Annotated in this window: 13 protein-coding genes and 1 riboswitch; of the genes, 2 read left to right on the top strand and 11 right to left on the bottom strand. The window is 75.7% G+C overall.

All coding sequences use genetic code 11. The annotated features are described in order from the left end of the window. Window positions 1–13: 13 nt before the first annotated feature. Window positions 14–2,548 (bottom strand): bifunctional FO biosynthesis protein CofGH, encoded by a 2,535-nt coding sequence (locus WAA21_RS16315; protein ID WP_336923900.1) that lies wholly within the window; start codon window positions 2,546–2,548, stop codon window positions 14–16. Window positions 2,549–2,614: 66 nt separating this feature from the next. Beyond that, window positions 2,615–2,830, bottom strand: coding sequence for a three-helix bundle dimerization domain-containing protein (locus tag WAA21_RS16310; protein WP_336923899.1), 216 nt, complete (start codon window positions 2,828–2,830; stop codon window positions 2,615–2,617). 233 nt (window positions 2,831–3,063) lie between these two features. Here WAA21_RS16310 and WAA21_RS16305 point away from each other — a divergent pair, with 233 nt between their 5' ends. Then, complete coding sequence (locus WAA21_RS16305; RefSeq protein WP_336923898.1) at window positions 3,064–5,184, top strand: hypothetical protein; 2,121 nt, start codon at window positions 3,064–3,066, stop codon at window positions 5,182–5,184. A gap of 19 nt (window positions 5,185–5,203) precedes the next feature. On the opposite strand, the gene ribH is transcribed toward WAA21_RS16305, so the two are convergent. The 7 genes from ribH to WAA21_RS16270 form a co-directional block, all read right to left on the bottom strand. Next, entirely contained in the window at window positions 5,204–5,716 is a 513-nt protein-coding gene (gene ribH, locus WAA21_RS16300) for a 6,7-dimethyl-8-ribityllumazine synthase (protein ID WP_336923897.1), read from the bottom strand. Then, window positions 5,713–7,098, bottom strand: a complete 1,386-nt coding sequence (ribB, locus tag WAA21_RS16295; protein ID WP_336923896.1) for a 3,4-dihydroxy-2-butanone-4-phosphate synthase — start codon at window positions 7,096–7,098, stop codon at window positions 5,713–5,715. The genes ribH and ribB overlap by 4 nt, the downstream gene beginning before the upstream one ends. Beyond that, on the bottom strand, window positions 7,095–7,730 hold the full coding sequence (locus WAA21_RS16290; protein ID WP_336923895.1) for a riboflavin synthase: 636 nt from the start codon (window positions 7,728–7,730) through the stop codon (window positions 7,095–7,097). The genes ribB and WAA21_RS16290 overlap by 4 nt, the downstream gene beginning before the upstream one ends. Beyond that, window positions 7,730–8,854: a bifunctional diaminohydroxyphosphoribosylaminopyrimidine deaminase/5-amino-6-(5-phosphoribosylamino)uracil reductase RibD gene (ribD, locus tag WAA21_RS16285; RefSeq protein ID WP_336923894.1), complete on the bottom strand. Its 1,125-nt coding sequence runs from the start codon at window positions 8,852–8,854 to the stop codon at window positions 7,730–7,732. The genes WAA21_RS16290 and ribD overlap by 1 nt, the downstream gene beginning before the upstream one ends. Before the next feature lie 180 nt (window positions 8,855–9,034). After that, window positions 9,035–9,162, bottom strand: a riboswitch (FMN riboswitch). A gap of 90 nt (window positions 9,163–9,252) precedes the next feature. Further along, a complete protein-coding gene (locus WAA21_RS16280; protein WP_336923893.1) occupies window positions 9,253–10,461 on the bottom strand; it encodes a sugar ABC transporter permease in 1,209 nt (402 codons plus the stop codon). Continuing rightward, on the bottom strand, window positions 10,458–11,258 hold the full coding sequence (locus WAA21_RS16275) for an ATP-binding cassette domain-containing protein (protein WP_336923892.1): 801 nt from the start codon (window positions 11,256–11,258) through the stop codon (window positions 10,458–10,460). The genes WAA21_RS16280 and WAA21_RS16275 overlap by 4 nt, the downstream gene beginning before the upstream one ends. A gap of 126 nt (window positions 11,259–11,384) precedes the next feature. Next, window positions 11,385–12,554: a sugar ABC transporter substrate-binding protein gene (locus WAA21_RS16270; RefSeq protein WP_336923891.1), complete on the bottom strand. Its 1,170-nt coding sequence runs from the start codon at window positions 12,552–12,554 to the stop codon at window positions 11,385–11,387. Between the two features lie 263 nt (window positions 12,555–12,817). Between WAA21_RS16270 and WAA21_RS16265 the strand changes: the two genes are divergently transcribed. After that, window positions 12,818–13,984, top strand: a complete 1,167-nt coding sequence (locus WAA21_RS16265) for an ROK family transcriptional regulator (protein ID WP_336923890.1) — start codon at window positions 12,818–12,820, stop codon at window positions 13,982–13,984. A gap of 71 nt (window positions 13,985–14,055) precedes the next feature. Here WAA21_RS16265 and WAA21_RS16260 read toward each other — a convergent pair whose 3' ends face one another. Both WAA21_RS16260 and WAA21_RS16255 read right to left on the bottom strand, forming a co-directional pair. Then, window positions 14,056–16,923 carry an aconitate hydratase gene (locus WAA21_RS16260; RefSeq protein WP_336923889.1) on the bottom strand — a complete coding sequence of 956 codons (2,868 nt, stop codon included), beginning with the start codon at window positions 16,921–16,923 and terminating at the stop codon, window positions 14,056–14,058. 85 nt (window positions 16,924–17,008) lie between these two features. Next, the coding region (locus tag WAA21_RS16255; protein ID WP_336923888.1) for a class I SAM-dependent RNA methyltransferase at window positions 17,009–17,713 on the bottom strand (705 nt) is incomplete at its 5' end.

Raw genomic sequence — 17,713 nt, 5'->3', positions numbered from 1 at the left:
TACGCGCTCGGCCTCACGCCGCCGCGCCGAGCCGGCCGTACGTGGTGCTGCGCTGGGCGACCGGCCGCCCGACACCCGCGGCGATGGCCGTCAGGTCCTCGACGGTCTTCGCCGAGCCGTGCGCGGAGCCCGCCATGCGGCTGATCGTCTCCTCCATGAGGGTGCCGCCGAGGTCGTCGGCGCCGCCGGTGAGCATGGCGCGGGTGCCGTCGACGCCGAGCTTCACCCACGAGGTCTGCACGTGGTCGATGCGCCCGTGCAGCAGGAGCCTGGCCACGGCGTGCACCGCCCGGTTGTCGCGCAGCGTGGGCCCGGGGCGGGCGATGCCCGCGAGGTAGATCGGGGAGCTGGTGTGGACGAACGGCAGCGGCACGAACTCGGTGAAGCCGCCCGTCCGGTCCTGCACGCCGGCGAGGGTGCGCAGGTGGGCGACCCAGTGCCGGGGGTGGTCGACGTGGCCGTACATCATCGTCGAGCTGCTCGGGATGCCGAGGGAGTGCGCGGTCTCGACGACCTCGAGCCAGGCGCTCGTCGGCAGCTTGCCCTTGGTGAGCACCCAGCGGACGTCGTCGTCGAGGATCTCCGCCGCCGTGCCGGGGATCGACCCGAGCCCCGCGTCCTTGAGCTCGCTGAGCCAGTCGCGCACACTCACCCCGGCCCGGGACGCCGCGGACACGACCTCCATCGGGCTGAAGGCGTGCACGTGCATGCCGGGGGCCGCGTCGAGGACCGCGCGGACGATGCCGGCGTACGCGCCCGGGCCGAGGTCGGGGCTGATCCCGGACTGGATGCACACCTCGGTGGCGCCGAGCGCCTGGGCCTCGGCGGCCCGGCGACCCACCTCCGCCAGCGACAGCGTGTAGGCGTCGGCGTCGCTCTTCCGCTGCGCGAACGCGCAGAACCGGCAGCCGACGTAGCAGACGTTCGTCACGTTGATGTTCCGGTTGACGACGTAGGTCACGGTGTCGCCGACGGCGCTGCGCCGGACGTCGTCGGCGAGCCGGCCGAGGGCGTCGAGCTCGGCCCCGTCGCTCGTCAGCAGGGCGAGGTACTGCTCGTCGGTGAGGCCGGCCGGGTCGTCGGCGGCCCGTCGCAGGGCGGCGGCGGCGTCGCCTGTGCCCCAGACCGCCGGTGAGGTGACCCGCTCCCCCACCGCCTGCCAGTCGCCGTACACCTCGTCGAAGTCCCCGCGCCGGTCGCCGGTGCGGCCCTCGGTGTCGACGGCGGCGTGGAGGTCGGCGCGCCCGGTCGTCACGAGCCCCCCGTCGGGCTCCTGCCACGGCAGCCCGACGGCGCGGGCGCCGTCGCGGGCGAGCCCGGTGGCCGGGTCGGCGAGCGCCTCGACGTGCGGCCGGACGCGCACGTCGAGCCACGGCGCGCCGTCGTGCAGCGCCGCGCGCACGTAGCCGGGGTGGACCGTGAGGCGCGGGCGGAGCGCGAACCCCGCCTCGCCCGTCCAGCGGGCGAGGTCGTCGAGCTGCGGCCACGGCCGCTCGGGGTTGACGTGGTCGGGGGTGACCGGCGAGACCCCGCCCCAGTCGTCGACGCCCGCGCGCAGCAGGTCGGCGAGGTCGTCGGGGTCGGACAGGTTGGGCGGTGCCTGCAGCGACACCGTCGGGCCGAGCAGCAGCCGGGCGACGGTGAGCGTCGCGAGGTAGGACTCGCGGTCGAGGTCGGGGACCGCCTGCATCGCGGTCGCGTCCTTCGCCCGGAAGTTCTGGACGATGACCTCCTGCGTGGCGCCGTACTCCCGCGCGACGCGGCGGATCGCGAGCAGGGCGTCGACGCGCTCCGCGGGGGTCTCGCCGATGCCGAGCAGCACCCCGGTGGTGAAGGGCACGGCGAGGCGGCCGGCGTCCTCCAGCACGCGCAGGCGGACGGCCGGGTCCTTGTCCGGGCTGCCGAAGTGCGGCCCGCCGGGCTCGCTCCACAGCCGGGTGGCGGTCGTCTCGAGCATCATCCCCATGGAGGGGGCGACGGGCTTGAGCCGCTGGACCTCCTGCCAGCTCATGACGCCGGGGTTGAGGTGCGGGAGCAGGCCCGTCTCCTCCAGCACCGCGACGGCGCAGGCGCGCACGTAGGCGAGGGTGGAGTCGTAGCCGCGCTCGTCGAGCCACTGCCGCGCCTGCGGCCAGCGCTCCTCGGGACGGTCGCCCAGGGTGAAGAGGGCCTCCAGGCAGCCCGCGGCGGCGCCTTCCCGCGCGATCCCGAGCACCTCGTCGAGCTCGAGGAAGGCCGACGGCACGCGGTGCGGGACCGTGACGAACGTGCAGTAGTGGCAGCGGTCCCGGCACAGCCGGGTGAGCGGAACGAACACCTTGGGCGAGTACGTGACGGTCCCTGGCCGGCCGGCCCGGGCCATCGCCTCGTCCCGCACCCGGCCCGCGGGCTCCGCGAGCGCGGCCAGCTGCTCGCCGCGCGCGTGGAGCAGCGCCGTCGCCTCGGCGGCGTCGAGGCTCTTGCCCGCGACCGCCCGGTTGACCGCACGCTCGACCTCGCGGGGGGTGGGCGCGACGGGCGGGACTGCGGGGACGCCGTGGCCGGTCACCGCAGCAGGCTACGCGCGCCCTCCCGCGGCCGGCGCCGCCGTCCGGCGGCACGGCCGGGACGCGGCTCAGTCGCGGTCGCGGTCGCCGCCGTGCAGCTCGTCGACGACGCGGTTCTCGGCGAGCAGGGGCGTGAACGTCTGGACGGGTGCCTCGGCGAGCTCGTCGACCGCCTCCTGCGCCCGGGCGGTGACCTCCTCGCGGGGTGCGTCGACCGACGGCCTCGCCTCCACCTTCTCGACGACCTGCTCGACCCGCGGGTCGTCCTCGTGCGTGCCGGTCATGGCTGTCCTCCTCGCGTCCTGGCCCGTCCCTGTGCCGGGCCCGGCTGCGAGGTCCCACCGTCCGGGCGGCGCCATGCGCACGCGCGGCGGTGTTCACCCGGTGTTCACCGGTGACCCGGGCGGGTGCGCGGAGGCGGAACGCGCGCACGGCGCCCGCCCGGTGCTGCACCATGCACCCGGGCCGGACCGCCGCGAAGGGCGTCGACGGGCGGTCCGGGAGGGGCCGGTCGACGGTGCAGGACCACACGGACCGCGGCACCGCCGACGGCTGGGACCGGCTGGCCCGTGCCGCCCGGCCGCTGACCGGTGCCGACGCGGCCGCGATCCGGCGGCGCGCGCTGCCCTGGTGGGCGGGACGGGTCGCGGTGCCCGCGCTCGTCACCGCGCTGCTCGTGCTCGAGTACGTGCTGTCCGGCGACGGTCCCGCGTGCACGGTCGACGACCCCTGCCTCGCCGCGCCGGGCTCGTCGTTCGTCGAGGGGCTGCAGGTGGGGGCCGCCGTGGCGCTGTGGCTCCTGCCGCGGGTGGGGGCGCCCGTCACGGCGCTGGCGGCCCTCGGCTACTGGGCCGGGATCTACCTCGCCGTGGACGGGGAGCCGGCCTCGGTCCCCGCGCTGCTGTGCCTCGGGCAGGCCGCCGTGGCGGGGGTGTCGTGGGCGTGGCAGGTGCGCGCCCGCCGCGCCCCGCTGCCGCCGCGCGGGCCGCGCGTGCGGCTGCCCGCGGACGGCCGGACGCGGCTGGTGTCCACCGGCCTCGGCACGCTGGAGGTGGCGGCGGTGCTCGCCGGGCTCCTCGCGGTCGGTCTCGCGGGCTGGTGGGTGCTCGCCGACGCCCGCACCGACGCCCGGGACGCGCGCGCCGAGGTGGTGGACGTGACGGTCGTGTCGGTCGACGACGTCGACTGGTTCGCCGTGGTGCGGGTGCCCGGGTCCGGGACCGTCGAGGTGCCGCTGTGGGACCTCGAGGGCGTCGAGCCGGGGGCCCGGCTGCCCGCGAGGGTCGACGCGAGCCGGGACCCCGTGCACGTGAGCCTCGTGAGCCAGCCCGTCGAGCACGACGGGTGGCTGTGGTTGTCGGGCGTCGTCGCGACGCTCGCCCTCTCCCTCGCGGCGCACCGGGTCGGGCCCCTGCGCCGTCGCGCCCGGCTGCTGCGCCACGGCGGTCCCGTGTGGTCGCTGACCGGCGGTGCCGACGACGTGCTCGTGGTCCTGCCGTCGCTGGGGCTGGCCGCGCCCTTCAGCCGCGTGCTGCCGACCGACGGGTTGCTGGCGGCGACCGGTCTGCTGCACCAGGAGCTCGACGAGGAGTCCGCGTCGGCGCTGGAGCAGGACCTCGCGGCCGAGGAGCGCGCCGACCGGGAGGACTTCGCCGCCGCCTGGCGGGGCGAGCCCCGCGCGCACGACGCCGACGACCTCGACGACCTCGACGACCTCGGGGGGCCGCACGGTGACGTGCTGGTGCTCGGCGACCCGCGCCCCGGTGGGGTGGTCGTCGTCGTCCTGCCCGACGCGGTCGTCGCCCCCTTCGCGCCCCTGTCGGCGCTGTCGCCGGTGCTCGCCGACGGCCTCGACGCGGGACAGGCCGGCCACGCCGGCCTCGCCGGACCCGACGGGCCGGTCGGCGTGGACCTCGACCTGGACCCGGACGGGGCGGACCTGCCTGGCCGTCCGGTCGAGCCCGCGCCTGTCGGTGTGCCCCTGCTGGGGCCGCACGGTCGGGTCGGGACCGTGGTGCTGCGGCAGTCCCCGTGGCGGTGGCTCTGGGCGGCGAGCGCGCTGCTGCTGCTCGTGCCGTGGGTGCTCGTCACCGACTGGGTGTGGCCGGGCGAGCCCGGCGACGAGGTCGGCTGGTTCGAGGCGGTCGGCGTCTTCGCCGCCGGCCTGGCCTTCGGCACGGGCGGTCTGGCCCGGGCACGGACCCGGGTCGTCCTCGACGCCGCCGGGGTGCACGTGCGCGACGGCTACCTGTGGCGCAGCACCCAGTGGTGGGCGGTCGTCGGGGTGCGGGTGGCCGACGACGACGTGCTCGTCGCCCTCGGCCTCGACGACGAGGGTGTGCCCGAGGTGGTCGGCGGGGCGGCGCCCCCGGGGCTGCGGGCGACGGCCGTGGCCGCCGCCGCGGAGCGTCGTCGGGTGGACGCGACGCTCGCACGAGGCGACGCGGCCGGGACGGGGCGACCGGCGCCGGTGGGACGAGAGGCGGCCGACCGCGGGCTCGCCGCCGTGGCGGGCATGCTGGCGGAGGCCGACGCCGACCGCGGGCGGTCCCGTCGCCTCGACCCGTTCCTCGCGGGGCTCGCGGTCGTGTACGTGCTCGCGGCCGCGTCGACCCTCCTCGCGCCGGTCGTGCTCTGACGGTGGCGGGTGGCGCGTGTCAGCCCGCGCCGAAGCCGACGCTCCCCCGGGGCACCGCCCGGGCGACGCGCAGGCCCAGGACGGTGCTGACGGCGGCCTCGGCGGCCTCCGCGCCCTTGTCCTCGCGCGAGCCCGGCAGGCCCGCCCGGTCCAGCGCCTGCTCGACGGTGTCGCACGTGAGCAGCCCGAACCCGACGGGTGTCGCGGTGCGGACGGCGACGTCGGTGAGCCCGGACGTCGCCGCCTGGCACACGTAGTCGAAGTGGGGCGTGCCGCCGCGCACGACGACGCCGAGCGCGACGACCGCGTCGACCTCCGGTGCGAGGGTGGCCGCCGCGACCGGCAGCTCGAAGGAGCCCGCGATGTGCACCTCGACGACGTCGGTGACGCCCGCGTGCGCCAGGGCCCGGCGGGCGCCCGCCAGGAGCCCGCCCATGACCTCCTCGTGCCAGCTGGACGCGACGACCGCGACGCGCAGCCCCGCCCCCGCGCCCGGCTCCACCAGCACCGAGGGTGCTCCCTGACCGCTCACGCCGTCCTCCCGTCCGCGTCGTCCCGACCGGTCCGTCCGGCGGGGGTGGTGCTGGTCCTGCTGGTGGTGCCCGTCGTGCCGTCCAGCGTGCCGGGGAGCACGTGCCCCATCCGGTCGCGCTTGACCGCGAGGTAGCCGACGTTGTCCGGACCGGTGCCGACGACGAGCGGCACCCGCTCGACGACCTCGACCCCACCGGCCTCCAGGGCGGCGACCTTGTCGTTGTTGTTCGTCAGCAGGCGCACCCGGTCGACGCCGAGGTCGGCGAGGACCGCCGTCGCCGCGCCGTACTCGCGGGCGTCGGCGGGCAGGCCCTGCACGGTGTTCGCGTCGACGGTGTCGAGGCCGGCGTCCTGCAGCGCGTAGGCCGCGACCTTCGCCGCCAGCCCGATGCCGCGGCCCTCGTGGCCGCGCACGTAGACGACGACCCCGCCCTCGAGGGCGACCCGGGCCAGCGCCGCCTCGAGCTGGGGACCGCAGTCGCAGCGCAGGGACCCGAGCGCGTCGCCGCTCAGGCACTCCGAGTGCACGCGCACGAGCACGGCGCGCCGCCCCGGGGTGTCGCCCGGCCCGGCGGGTCCGGACGGCCCGGCGGCTGCGATCGCGAGGTGCTCCGCCCCCGTCAGCACGTCGTGGTAGGCGTGGACCCGGAACGTGCCCGTCCGTGCGGGCAGGTCGGCGGAGGCGACGTGGCGGACGCGGGCCTGCGCGGGGACCACCGCGTCGCCGGCCGGTGAGGCGTCGACGACCGGCGGCAGGCCGGCCGCCTCCCGCGCCCGCCGCCACGCGACGAGGTCGGCGATGCTCACGACGAGCAGGCCCTCGGTGCGGGCGAGCGCGAGCAGCTGCGGCAGGCGCAGCAGCTCGCCGTCGTCGTCGACCAGCTCGCAGATCATGCCGACCGGCGGCAGCCCGGCCGCCCGGCACAGGTCGACCGCGGCCTCGGTGTGGCCGTTGCGCTCGAGCACGCCGCCCGGGCGGGCCCGCAGCGGCAGCACGTGACCGGGGCGCACGAGGTCGTGCGGCACCGTCGTCGGGTCCGCGAGCAGGCGGAGCGTCCGCGCGCGGTCACCGGCGGAGATGCCGGTCGTCACGCCCTCGCGCGCGTCGACGCTCACGGTGTACGCGGTGCGCAGCGGGTCCTCGGAGTCGCCCACCATGAGCGGCAGCTCGAGGCGGTCGGCGGTCTCCGCCGGCATCGGCGCGCAGATGTAGCCCGACGAGTGCCGCACGGTCCAGCCGACCCAGCGCGGGGTGGCGGTCGCCGCCGCCATGACGACGTCGCCCTCGTTCTCCCGGTCGGCGTCGTCGACCACGACGACGGGGCGGCCGGCCCGCAGCTCCGCCAGCGCCGCCTCGACCGTGGCCAGGCCCGCGCTCACGCGGCACCTCCCGCCGACGGCGCCGGCACGCCCAGGGCGTCGAGCCGGGCGGCCACCTGCCGCTCGACGTACTTCGCGAGCACGTCGACCTCGAGGTTGACCCGCTCCCCCACCGCGCGGCGCCCGAGCGTGGTCGCCTCGAGCGTCGTCGGGATGAGGGACACCTCGAAGGCGTCGTCCAGGGCCGCGGAGACGGTGAGCGACGTGCCGTCGACCGCGATCGAGCCCTTCTCCACGACGTAGGGCCGCAGGGCCGCCGGCAGCGAGACCCGCACGACCTCCCAGCGCTCCCCCGGCGTGCGGGCGAGGACCTCGCCGACCCCGTCCACGTGGCCCTGCACGACGTGGCCGCCGAGCCGGGCGTCCGCGCGCAGCGCCCGCTCGAGGTTGACCGGCGCGCCCGGACCGAGTCCCGACAGGGCGCTGCGCGCGAGGGTCTCGGCCATGACGTCGGCGGTGAAGGACCCGTCGCCGACGTCGACGACGGTGAGGCAGACGCCGTTGACGGCGATCGAGTCGCCGTGCGCGGCGTCGGTGGTGACGAGCGGGCCGTGCACGGTGAGCCGCGCGGAGTCCGCGGCCACCTCGAGCCGCACGACCTCCCCGAGCTCCTCGACGATGCCGGTGAACATCAGCTGGTCCTCCCTGCCGGCGCGGACGCCGGCGCTGCTGCGGTGGTGCCGGTCGTGCTGGTCGTGCTGGTCGTGCTGGTCGTGCTGCTCGTGCGTGCGGGTCCTCGGCGCGGTCGGGCGACGAGGGCGACGTCACCGCCGACCGTCTCGACCGAGACGAGGTCGAGGCGGACGGTGTCCCGGACGGAGACGGCGCCGAGGTCGGCGACGACGGCGGGACCGCCCCCGAGCAGGGCGGGGGCGAGGTAGGCGACGACCTCGTCGACGGCGCCGGCCCGCAGGAAGGCCGCGGCGAGCGTGGGGCCGCCCTCCACCCAGGCGTGGCGCACCTCGCGCTCCGCGAGGGCGGTGAGGACCGCCTCGACGTCGTGGGTGGGCAGGAGCAGCGTCTCGGCGGCGTCGTCGAGCAGCCGCGCACCCGGCGGCAGCGGGCGCCGCCCGACCACGGTGCGCAGCGGCTGGCGGGGCAGGGGCCGGTCGGTGCCGGGGTCGCGGGTCGTGAGCCACGGGTCGTCGACGAGGGCGGTGCCGGTCCCGACGACGACGGCGTCGGCGCCAGCGCGACGCCGGTGCACGTCGGCCCGGGCGGGGGCGCCGGTCAGCCAGCGGCTCGTCCCGTCGGGGGCCGCGACCCGGCCGTCGAGCGTGCTCGCCCACTTCAGGGTGACGAACGGCCGCCCGGTGGCCACGGCGTGACGCCAGTAGCGGGTGAGCGCCTCCGCCTCCTCGCGCGCGTGGCCGACGACGACGTCGACGCCCGCGGCCCGCAGCTCCTCGGCGCCGCCGCCCGCCCGCGGGCCGGGGTCCTCGACCGCGGCGACGACGCGCGCGACGCCCGCCTCGACGAGCGCGCGCGTGCACGGTCCCGTGCGCCCGGTGTGGCGGCAGGGCTCCAGCGTGACGACCGCGGTGGCCCCGGCGGTCGGGCGCCCGGCCGCCCTGGCGGCGGCGAGGGCCGCGACCTCGGCGTGCGGCGTGCCGGCGCCCTCGTGCCGGCCCTCCGCGAGCACGTCGCCGTGCGGCCCGAGCAGCACGCAGCCGACCCGGGGGTTCGGTCCGTGCGGCGGCCCCCCGGCCGCGAGCGCGAGGGCGCGGCGCATGGCGGCGGCCTCCGCCGCGCTCACGTGCGCCTGTCGCGCCGCCTGCCCTGCCTGCCCTGTCACCTGCCCCGCTCCGTCCGTCTCGGGCGGCTCCGGGGTGGCGGTGCGGCGTGCACCAGGGCTCCGGCCGGGCACGGGGCGGGGTCGCCGGCGTAGCCGGTGACCTGTCCCGGACCGTCCGAGCGGACGGCGACCCGGCAGGGCCGCGTGCACCTCCCATCCGGACTCTCACCGTCGGTCCTGGAGTTCCACCAGGTCAACCGGCCGCTGGCTGCGGTCGGGTCGCGGACTGTCACCGCCGGTTCGGAATTGCACCGACCCCGGAGCACGCTGTTGCTGCTTCTGCTGCCCTCAAGCATGCCACGGGCGGGCGGGCCCGCGCCCGCCCGCCCGTGGCGGTGCCTCGTGCGTCGCGGCGGTGCTCAGCCGCTCGTGCTGCGCCGTCGCGAGATCGCGTCGACGCTCGCCGCGAGCAGCAGGACGAGGCCGGTGACGACGAACTGGATGCCGGACTCGCTCGTGACGAGCGGCAGGCCGTTCTGGATGATGCCGATGACGAGACCACCGAGGACGGCGCTCGCGACGAACCCGCGCCCGCCGAACAGCGACGTGCCGCCGATGACGGCCGCCGCGACCGCGAACAGCAGCGTCTGGGCGCCGCCGGTGCCGGGGTCGACGCCGCCGAGCCGGGAGGCGAGCAGGATGCCGCCGAACGCCGCGAGGCTCGAGTTGATCATGAAGCACAGGATCGTGATGCCCGGCACGCTGATGCCCGCCCGGCGCGCGGCCTCCTTGTTGCCTCCGACGGCGTACACGTGGCGGCCGAAGCTCGTGCGGGTGAGCAGCAGGCTGAGGCCGATGAGCGCGACCGTCGTGATCGGCAGGATGTACGGCACGCCGCGGATGGACGTGGCCGCCGGGTTGGGCGAGCGCTCACCGCTCAGCACGAGCACGACGAGGCCGAGGACGACGAGCAGCCCGACGGCGCCGGCCCAGAAGGTGACGGCCGGGCCCGGGTCGAGGCCCGCGCGGGAGCGGGCGCGACGGCGCAGCAGGCCCATGACGACGAAGAAGCCGACGACGAGCGCGAGGTACACCCACCCGCCGACCACGGACATGTTGGCGTTCATGAGCGCCCGCACCTCGTCGCTGTTGCGGACGGGGATGGTGCCGCCGCTGCCGATGACGAGCAGGATGACGCCCTGCAGCGCGAGGAACGCCGCGAGCGTGACGACGAAGGACGGGATCCCGAGGAAGGCGACGATGGAGCCGAGGGTGAGGCCGATGAGCGTGCCCACGAGCACGGCGACCAGCATGGCGACGTAGGGCGGCCAGCCCTGGTTCGTCACGAGGACGGCGAGGACCGCGGCGCCCGTGCCGGCGGTGAAGCCGGCCGACAGGTCGATCTCGCCGAGCAGGAGCACGAACACGAGCCCCATGGCGATGAAGATGACGGCGGCGGACTGCGCGAGCAGGTTGCCGAAGTTGAAGGCGGTGTTGAACACGCCGGGCCGGGCGATGGTGAAGAGCAGGAACAGCACGACGATGCCGAGCACCGAGCTGAGCATGCCGATGTCGCCGGAGCGGACCCGGGCGCCGTAGCCGGACAGGGCCTCCTTGAGCGCGTTCACGCCGCACCCCCGTTCGAGTCGTCGTCGAGCAGCCCGATGTCGCCGCTGCGCCCGCTGGTGATGAGCTCGACGATCTGCGCCGTGCTGACGTCCTTGGCGCGCACCTGGGCCGCGGTCTGCCCGAGGTAGAGGGCGACGACGCGGTCGGCGACCTTGACGACGTCGTTCATGTTGTGGCTGATGAGGATGACCGCGAGGCCGCGGTCGGCGAGGCGGCGGACGAGGTTGAGGACCTGCTCGGTCTGGGCGACGCCCAGGGCGGCGGTCGGCTCGTCGAGGATGACGACCTTGCTGTTCCACAGCACGGCGCGGGCGATCGCGACGGTCTGGCGCTGGCCGCCGGACAGCGCCGACACCTTCGCGCGGACCGACTTGAGGGTGCGGACCGACAGCCCGTCGAGCGTCTCCCGGGCCGACTTCTCCATCGCGGCCTCGTCGAGGGTGATGCCGGAGCGGCTCTCCCGTCCGAGGTACATGTTGGCGACGACGTCGAGGTTGTCGCACAGCGCGAGGTCCTGGTACACGACCTCGATGCCGAGGCCGTTGGCCTGCTTGGGGTTCTCGACCTTCACCGGGCGGCCCTCGAAGAGGTACTCCCCGCCGTCGAAGGCGTGGATGCCGGCGACGGACTTGACCAGCGTCGACTTGCCGGCTCCGTTGTCGCCGACGAGCGCCGTCACCTCCCCGGAGTGGGCCTCGAAGTCCACCCCCTTGAGCACGTGCACCGCCCCGAAGTGCTTGTCCACCTTGCGCAGCTCGAGCACCGGTGTGCCCGTCGCCGCGGTCCCTGCCGCCATCCTCAGTCCTTCCGACCGGTCCGTGGGTGTGGTGCGCGCGAGGTGGCCCGGCACCGGGCCACCTCGCCCTGACAGGCGGACGGGGACCGCGGCGTCACGCCACGGCCCCCGTCACGCCGGGAGGCGTCAGCCGACGCCGACCTCCTCGCAGGCCGCCTGGAGCTCCTCGGTGGTGCAGAGGTTCTCGGCGGTCGTGAAGCCGTCGGCCACGACGTCCTGCACGTTGTCGCGGAAGATGGCCTGCGGCTCCAGCAGCACCGACGGGGTGCCGCTGACGTCGCCGGTGGCGAGGGAGTCCGCCGCGGCCTGGTCGCCGTTGATGAGGGCGATGGCGAGCTCGGCGGCCGCCTCGGCCTCGGCGCGGACGGCCTTGTAGACCGTCATGCACTGGGTGCCGAGCAGCACGCGCTGCAGGCCCTCGTCGGTCGCGTCCTGGCCGGTGACGGGGATCTGGCCGGCGAGGCCGTTGCGCTCCAGCACGGAGATGACCGCGCCGCCGAGGCCGTCGTTCGCAGCCGCGACGCCGACGAACTCGCCGCCGGTGTTGGTGAAGATCTGCTCGAAGATCGTCGCCGCCTGGGTGTTGTCCCAGCCGGGGACGGCCTGGTCGTCGGCGATGCCGTAGCCGGCCTCGGTGATGGCCGCCTCGTAGCCCTCCTTGAACAGGGTGGCGTTGTTGTCGTCGGGCGAGCCGTTGAGGAGCACGACGTCGCCCTCGGTGACGCCGTCCTCCTGCAGGCAGGTGACGAGGCCCTCGCCGATGGTCGTGCCGACCGCGACGTTGTCGAAGGACACGTAGTAGTCGGCGCCGCCGTCGACCGTGAGCCGGTCGTAGTCGATGACCGGGATGCCCGCGGCCTGCGCGTTGGCGATGACCGTCGCGCCGGAGCTCGAGTCGAGGTTGACGATGAGCAGCGCGTCGACGCCGGCGTTGATCATGCCGTCGGCGATCGTCTGGAACTGCTGGGCGTCGCCCTCGGCGTTCTGGATGTCCGCGTCGATGCCGGCGGCCTCGAAGGCCTCCTCGAGGTACGGACGGTCGGCGGTCTCCCACCGGACCGAGCTGGCGGAGTCCGGCAGGATGACGCCGACGCTGCCGCCCTCGGCGGAGCCGGCCGCGTCGGAGGCCGCGTCGGTGGCGGCGTCGACCGCCTCGGTCGCGGCGTCGGTCGCGGCGTCCGCCGCGTCGCCGGCGGCGTCCGTCGCCGCGTCGGTGGCGTCTCCGCCGCCGCAGGCGGTGAGGGCCAGCGCGAGCGCGACGCCCGTCGCCGCGACCGCAGTACGGGTGATGCTCATGGGTGTGTGCCTCCCTGGTGACGGACGGCTCCGACGACGTCGCGGGTCCGGGAGGACGACCACGTCCGCCCGTGGCCGGGACGACCGGGCCTCGAGAACGCTTGAGGGTAGGCCGCGCCCGGAGCGCCCACCAGCGATTCCGGGTAACAGTTCGGTCTCGCACCGCAGGATCGCCCGTTCTGCCCAGATCCCCGGCCGTGCGTTCAGTACATGAACACTACGACGTGTGTTGCCTGGTCACTCTCCTGCCGTATGTTCACGCCGTGAGCACGAGAGCCCCGGGTCCGGGCTCGCTGGCGGGCCTGCGCCGGGCCAACCGCGACCGCGTCCTCGGCGCGCTCGCGGACCACGGCGAGGTCAACCAGGCGACCCTCGCGCGCGAGACGGGGCTGTCGTCGGCGTCGGTGTCGGGCCTCGTGAGGACCCTCGTCGGCGAGGGCGCGGTCGTCGTGCGCGACGGCACGGCGAACGGCCGGCGCGGTCGGCTCGTCTCGCTGCGGCGCACCGCCTCGGCCGGGGTCGGCATCGACCTCGGCCGCCGCCACTGCCGCGTCGTCGTGGGCGGCGCCGACGGCGACGTCCTCGCCGAGGCGGTCGCCGAGCTCGAGGACGACCACCTGCCGGACGACACGCTGCCGGTCGTGGACGACCTGGTGCGCCGCTGCAGCGAGGCGGCGGGGGTGGCGCCGGCGGAGCTCGCCGTGGCAGGCCTCGGCGTGCCGGGACCCGTCGAGCCGAGCGGCGAGCGCATCACGGGCGGGACGATCCTGCGCGGCTGGACCGACCTGCCCGTGCGGGAGACCCTCGGCGCCGCCCTCGGCGTGCCCGTCTTCGTCGACAACGACGCGAACATGGGCGTGGTCGGCGTCGACAGCGTGCTGGGCTCGGACTCGGGCCTCGTCTTCGTCAAGGTGGGCTCCGGCATCGGCGCCGGGGTCGCCGTCGGCGGCCGCGTGGTCCGCGGGGTCACCAGCATGGCCGGCGAGATCGGGCACCTGCCCGTCGACACGCGCCTGCCGACCATGTGCCGCTGCGGTCGCCGCGGCTGCCTGGAGACCGCGGGCTCCTCCGGGGCGGTGCTCGCGTCGCTCGGTGCGGCGCTCGGGCGCCGGGTGACGATGCCCGAGGCCCTCGAGCTGGTCGCGGACCGCGACCCCGTCGCGCTCGCGGTGCTCGAGGACGCCGGGAACGTCCTCGGGCGGGCGCTCGCCGGGCTGGGCATGGCGCTGAACCCGGGCGTCGTGGCGCTCGCCGGGGCCCTGCCCGAGCTCGGCGAGCCCTACCTCGAACCCGTCCGGACCGGCTTCCGCCAGGCGGTCCTCCCGGCGATCAACGACGCCACGGCGGTCGTCGTCTCCCCGCTCGGTGCGCGGACGGTCGCGGTGGGCGCGCTCGTGGCCGCGCTGCGCGCCACGGCCGCCGCGGCCTGAGCCTCCGAGCCCGGAGCGCCTCGCTCCCCCGCTTCCCGGCTCCCCGCGGACGGGGAGCCGGGGGTCGCGCGTCAGGAGGCGACGAGGCTGCGCAGGACGTAGGGCAGGATGCCGCCGTTCCGGTAGTAGTCCGCCTCACCGGGGGTGTCGATGCGGACGACCGCGTCGAGCTCCACGGTCTCGCCCGAGTCCTTCGTCGCCGTGACGCGGACCGTACGGGGCGTGCTGCCGGACGACAGCTCCTCGATACCGGTGACGTCGAAGGTCTCGGTGCCGTCCAGGCCGAGCGAGGCGGCCGACTCCCCCGCCGGGAACTGCAGCGGCAGCACGCCCATCCCGATGAGGTTGGAGCGGTGGATCCGCTCGAAGCTCTCGGCGATGACGACCTTGACGCCGAGCAGCGCCGTGCCCTTGGCCGCCCAGTCGCGGCTCGAGCCGGACCCGTACTCCTTGCCCGCGAGCACGACGAGCGGCGTGCCGGCCTCGGCGTAGTGCTGGGCGGCGTCGTAGATGAACGACTGCTCGCCGCCGGCGGTGAAGTCGCGCGTGTAGCCGCCGCTCACGCCGTCCAGCAGGAGGTTGCGCAGCCGGATGTTGGCGAACGTGCCGCGGATCATGACCTCGTGGTTGCCGCGGCGCGAGCCGTAGGAGTTGTAGTCCTTGCGCTCGACGCCGTGCTCGTCGAGGTACGTCGCGGCCGGGGTGCCGGGCTTGATGGCGCCGGCGGGGCTGATGTGGTCGGTGGTCACCGAGTCGCCCAGCAGGGCGAGGACGCGGGCGCCGTGCACGTCCTGCACCGGGGCGGGCTCGGCCTGCATGCCCTCGAAGTACGGCGGCTTGCGCACGTACGTGCTGTCGGCGTCCCACGCGAAGGTGTCGCCCTCCGGGGTGGGCAGCTCCTGCCAGCGGCTGTCGCCCGCGAAGACGTCGGAGTAACCGCTGGCGAACATGCCCGTGTCGATGGTGGAGTCGATGACCTCCTGCACCTCCTGCGGGGAGGGCCAGATGTCCTCGAGCATGACCGGCGCGCCGGACTCGTCGTGCCCGACCGGCTCGTTCGCGAAGTCGAAGTCCATCGTGCCGACCAGCGCGTACGCGACGACGAGCGGCGGCGAGGCGAGGTAGTTCATCTTGACGTCGGGGTTGATGCGGCCCTCGAAGTTCCGGTTGCCCGAGAGCACGCTCACGACGGCGAGGTCGTTGGCCTGGACGGCCTCGCTCACCTCGGTGGGCAGCGGGCCGGAGTTGCCGATGCACGTCGTGCAGCCGTAGCCGACGAGGTTGAAGCCGAGCTTGTCGAGGTACGGCGTGAGGCCGGCCTTCTCGTAGTAGTCCATGACGACCTTGGACCCGGGCGCGAGCGACGTCTTGACCCAGGGCTTGCGGTCGAGGCCGCGCTCGACGGCCTTCCTCGCCAGCAGCGCCGCGCCGACCATGACCGACGGGTTGGACGTGTTCGTGCACGAGGTGATGGCCGCGATGACGACGGCGCCGTGGTCGAGCTCGGTCTCGGTGCCGTCCGCCAGCGTGACGGGCACCCGCCTGGAGGCGCGGCCGGACACGGGCCCGGTCACCGGCGGGTGCTGCCCGCCCTCGGCGGGGGCGTCGGTGGCCGCGTCCGCGCTGACGGCGGGGGCGTCGGAGGCCGGGAAGCTCTCGGCGGAGGCCTCGTCGGCCATGGTCCCCTGCCCGGCGTCCTCGGTGCCGTCGTCCTCGACGTAGTCCGGCAGCGTCGCGAGGAACGACTGCTTCGCCTCGCTGAGCGCGATCCGGTCCTGCGGCCGCTTGGGCCCGGCGATGCTCGGCACGACCTGCGAGAGGTCGAGCTCGAGGTACTCGCTGTAGCGGGGCTCGGTGTAGCCCTCCGCGGACGGGTCGTGCCACAGGCCCTGCGCGCGGGCGTACGCCTCGACGAGCGCCACCTGCTGCTCGCTGCGGCCGGTGAGGCGGAGGTACTCCGTCGTGACCTCGTCGACGGGGAAGATCGCGACGGTCGAGCCGAACTCCGGGCTCATGTTGCCGATGGTCGCCCGGTTCGCCAGCGGCACGGCCGCGACGCCGTCGCCGTAGAACTCGACGAACTTCCCGACGACACCGTGCTGCCGGAGCATCTCGGTGATCGTGAGGACGACGTCGGTGGCGGTGACGCCGGTCGGGATGGCGCCGGTCAGCCGGAAGCCGACGACGCGCGGGATGAGCATCGACACCGGCTGGCCGAGCATCGCGGCCTCGGCCTCGATGCCGCCGACGCCCCAGCCGAGGACGCCGATACCGTTGATCATCGTCGTGTGGGAGTCGGTGCCGACGAGGGTGTCGGGGTAGGCGACGGTCCGCCCGCCGACCTCGCGGGTCATGACGCCGCGCGCGAGGTGCTCGAGGTTGACCTGGTGGACGATGCCCGTGCCGGGCGGCACGACCTTGAAGCCCTCGAAGGCGGTCTGGCCCCAGCGCAGGAACTGGTAGCGCTCGCGGTTGCGCTCGTACTCCAGGCCGATGTTGAGCGAGAGCGACTCGGGCGTGCCGAAGCTGTCGACGATCACGGAGTGGTCGATGACGAGCTCGGCCGGCGCGAGCGGGTTGATGCGCGACGGGTCGCCGCCGAGGTCGACGACGGCCTCGCGCATCGTCGCGAGGTCGACGATGCACGGCACGCCCGTGAAGTCCTGCATGACCACGCGCGCGGGCGTGAACTGGATCTCGGTGCCGGGCTCGGCGTCCGCGTCCCACGCCCCGAGCGCGCGGATCTGCTCGGCGGTGACGTTCGCGCCGTCCTCGGTGCGCAGGAGGTTCTCCAGCAGCACCTTGAGGCTGAACGGCAGGGCGGCGGCGCCCTCGACCGCGTCGAGGCGGAAGTAGTCGTAGCCCGTGCCCTCGACGTCGAGGGTGTCGCGGGCCCCGAAGGAGTCCGGGTGGCTGTCGGGGTGCTGGCCTGCGCTCATCGGCGGTCCCTCCAGGCGTCGTCGCTCGCTCGCCGGACCATCCTGCCCCAGCCGGGCGGATCGGCACAGACGAGGTCTCTTGACGTCAAGATATCAGGTCGTAGGTGGCGACGCACTCGACGTGGTGGGTCATGGGGAAGGCGTCGAGGGCCCGCAGCCCCCCGAGCCGGTACCCCCGCTCGGCGAGCAGCGCGGTGTCGCGGCCCAGCGCGGCCGGGTCGCACGACACCACGACGACGCGGCGCGGGCCGAGCGCGGCGAGGCGGTCCAGGACCGCCGCGCCGGCCCCGGCCCGCGGCGGGTCGAGCACGACGACGTCGACGTGGGTCGGCACGTCGTCGAGCGCGTGCTCCACGCGTGCGGCGACGACCCGCAGGCGGGGCTCGTCGTGGGCGTTGCGGCGGAGGTCCGCCACCCCCGACGGGTCGGACTCGACCGCGACCACGCTGCCGTCCGGGCCGAGGTCCCCGGCGAGGGCGAGGCTGAGCAGCCCGGCGCCCGCGTACAGGTCGAGGACCGTGTCGTGCGGGCGCAGCGCCGCGGCCTCCCGCACGAGCCGGACCAGCGTGGGGGCCGCGGCCGCGTGGACCTGCCAGAAGCCGTCCGAGGAGACGCGGAACGCACCCGCCCCGGCCACCTCGTGCCGGACCCAGGTTCGTCCCGCCACCCGGCCCCCGTCGGGCCCGCCGAGCACGAGCCCGAGAGCCTCGACCCGCGGCAGGCGCGGCCGCCGCGCGGGGGCGGGGCCCGGCGAGCCGTCCCGCCCGCGCCGTCCGGGCGCGCCGGGGCG

The organism is Aquipuribacter sp. SD81 (assembly GCF_037153975.1).
Classification (GTDB): domain Bacteria; phylum Actinomycetota; class Actinomycetes; order Actinomycetales; family JBBAYJ01; genus Aquipuribacter.
This window is presented reverse-complemented; position numbering and strand designations above follow the sequence as displayed.

Coding starts and splice junctions, on each gene's coding strand:
- WAA21_RS16270 (WP_336923891.1), bottom strand. CDS start 12,554: ATGAGCATCACCCGTACTGCGGTCGCGGCGACGGGCGTCGCGCTCGCG.
- WAA21_RS16275 (WP_336923892.1), bottom strand. CDS start 11,258: ATGGCGGCAGGGACCGCGGCGACGGGCACACCGGTGCTCGAGCTGCGC.
- WAA21_RS16260 (WP_336923889.1), bottom strand. CDS start 16,923: ATGAGCGCAGGCCAGCACCCCGACAGCCACCCGGACTCCTTCGGGGCC.
- WAA21_RS16310 (WP_336923899.1), bottom strand. CDS start 2,830: ATGACCGGCACGCACGAGGACGACCCGCGGGTCGAGCAGGTCGTCGAG.
- WAA21_RS16290 (WP_336923895.1), bottom strand. CDS start 7,730: ATGTTCACCGGCATCGTCGAGGAGCTCGGGGAGGTCGTGCGGCTCGAG.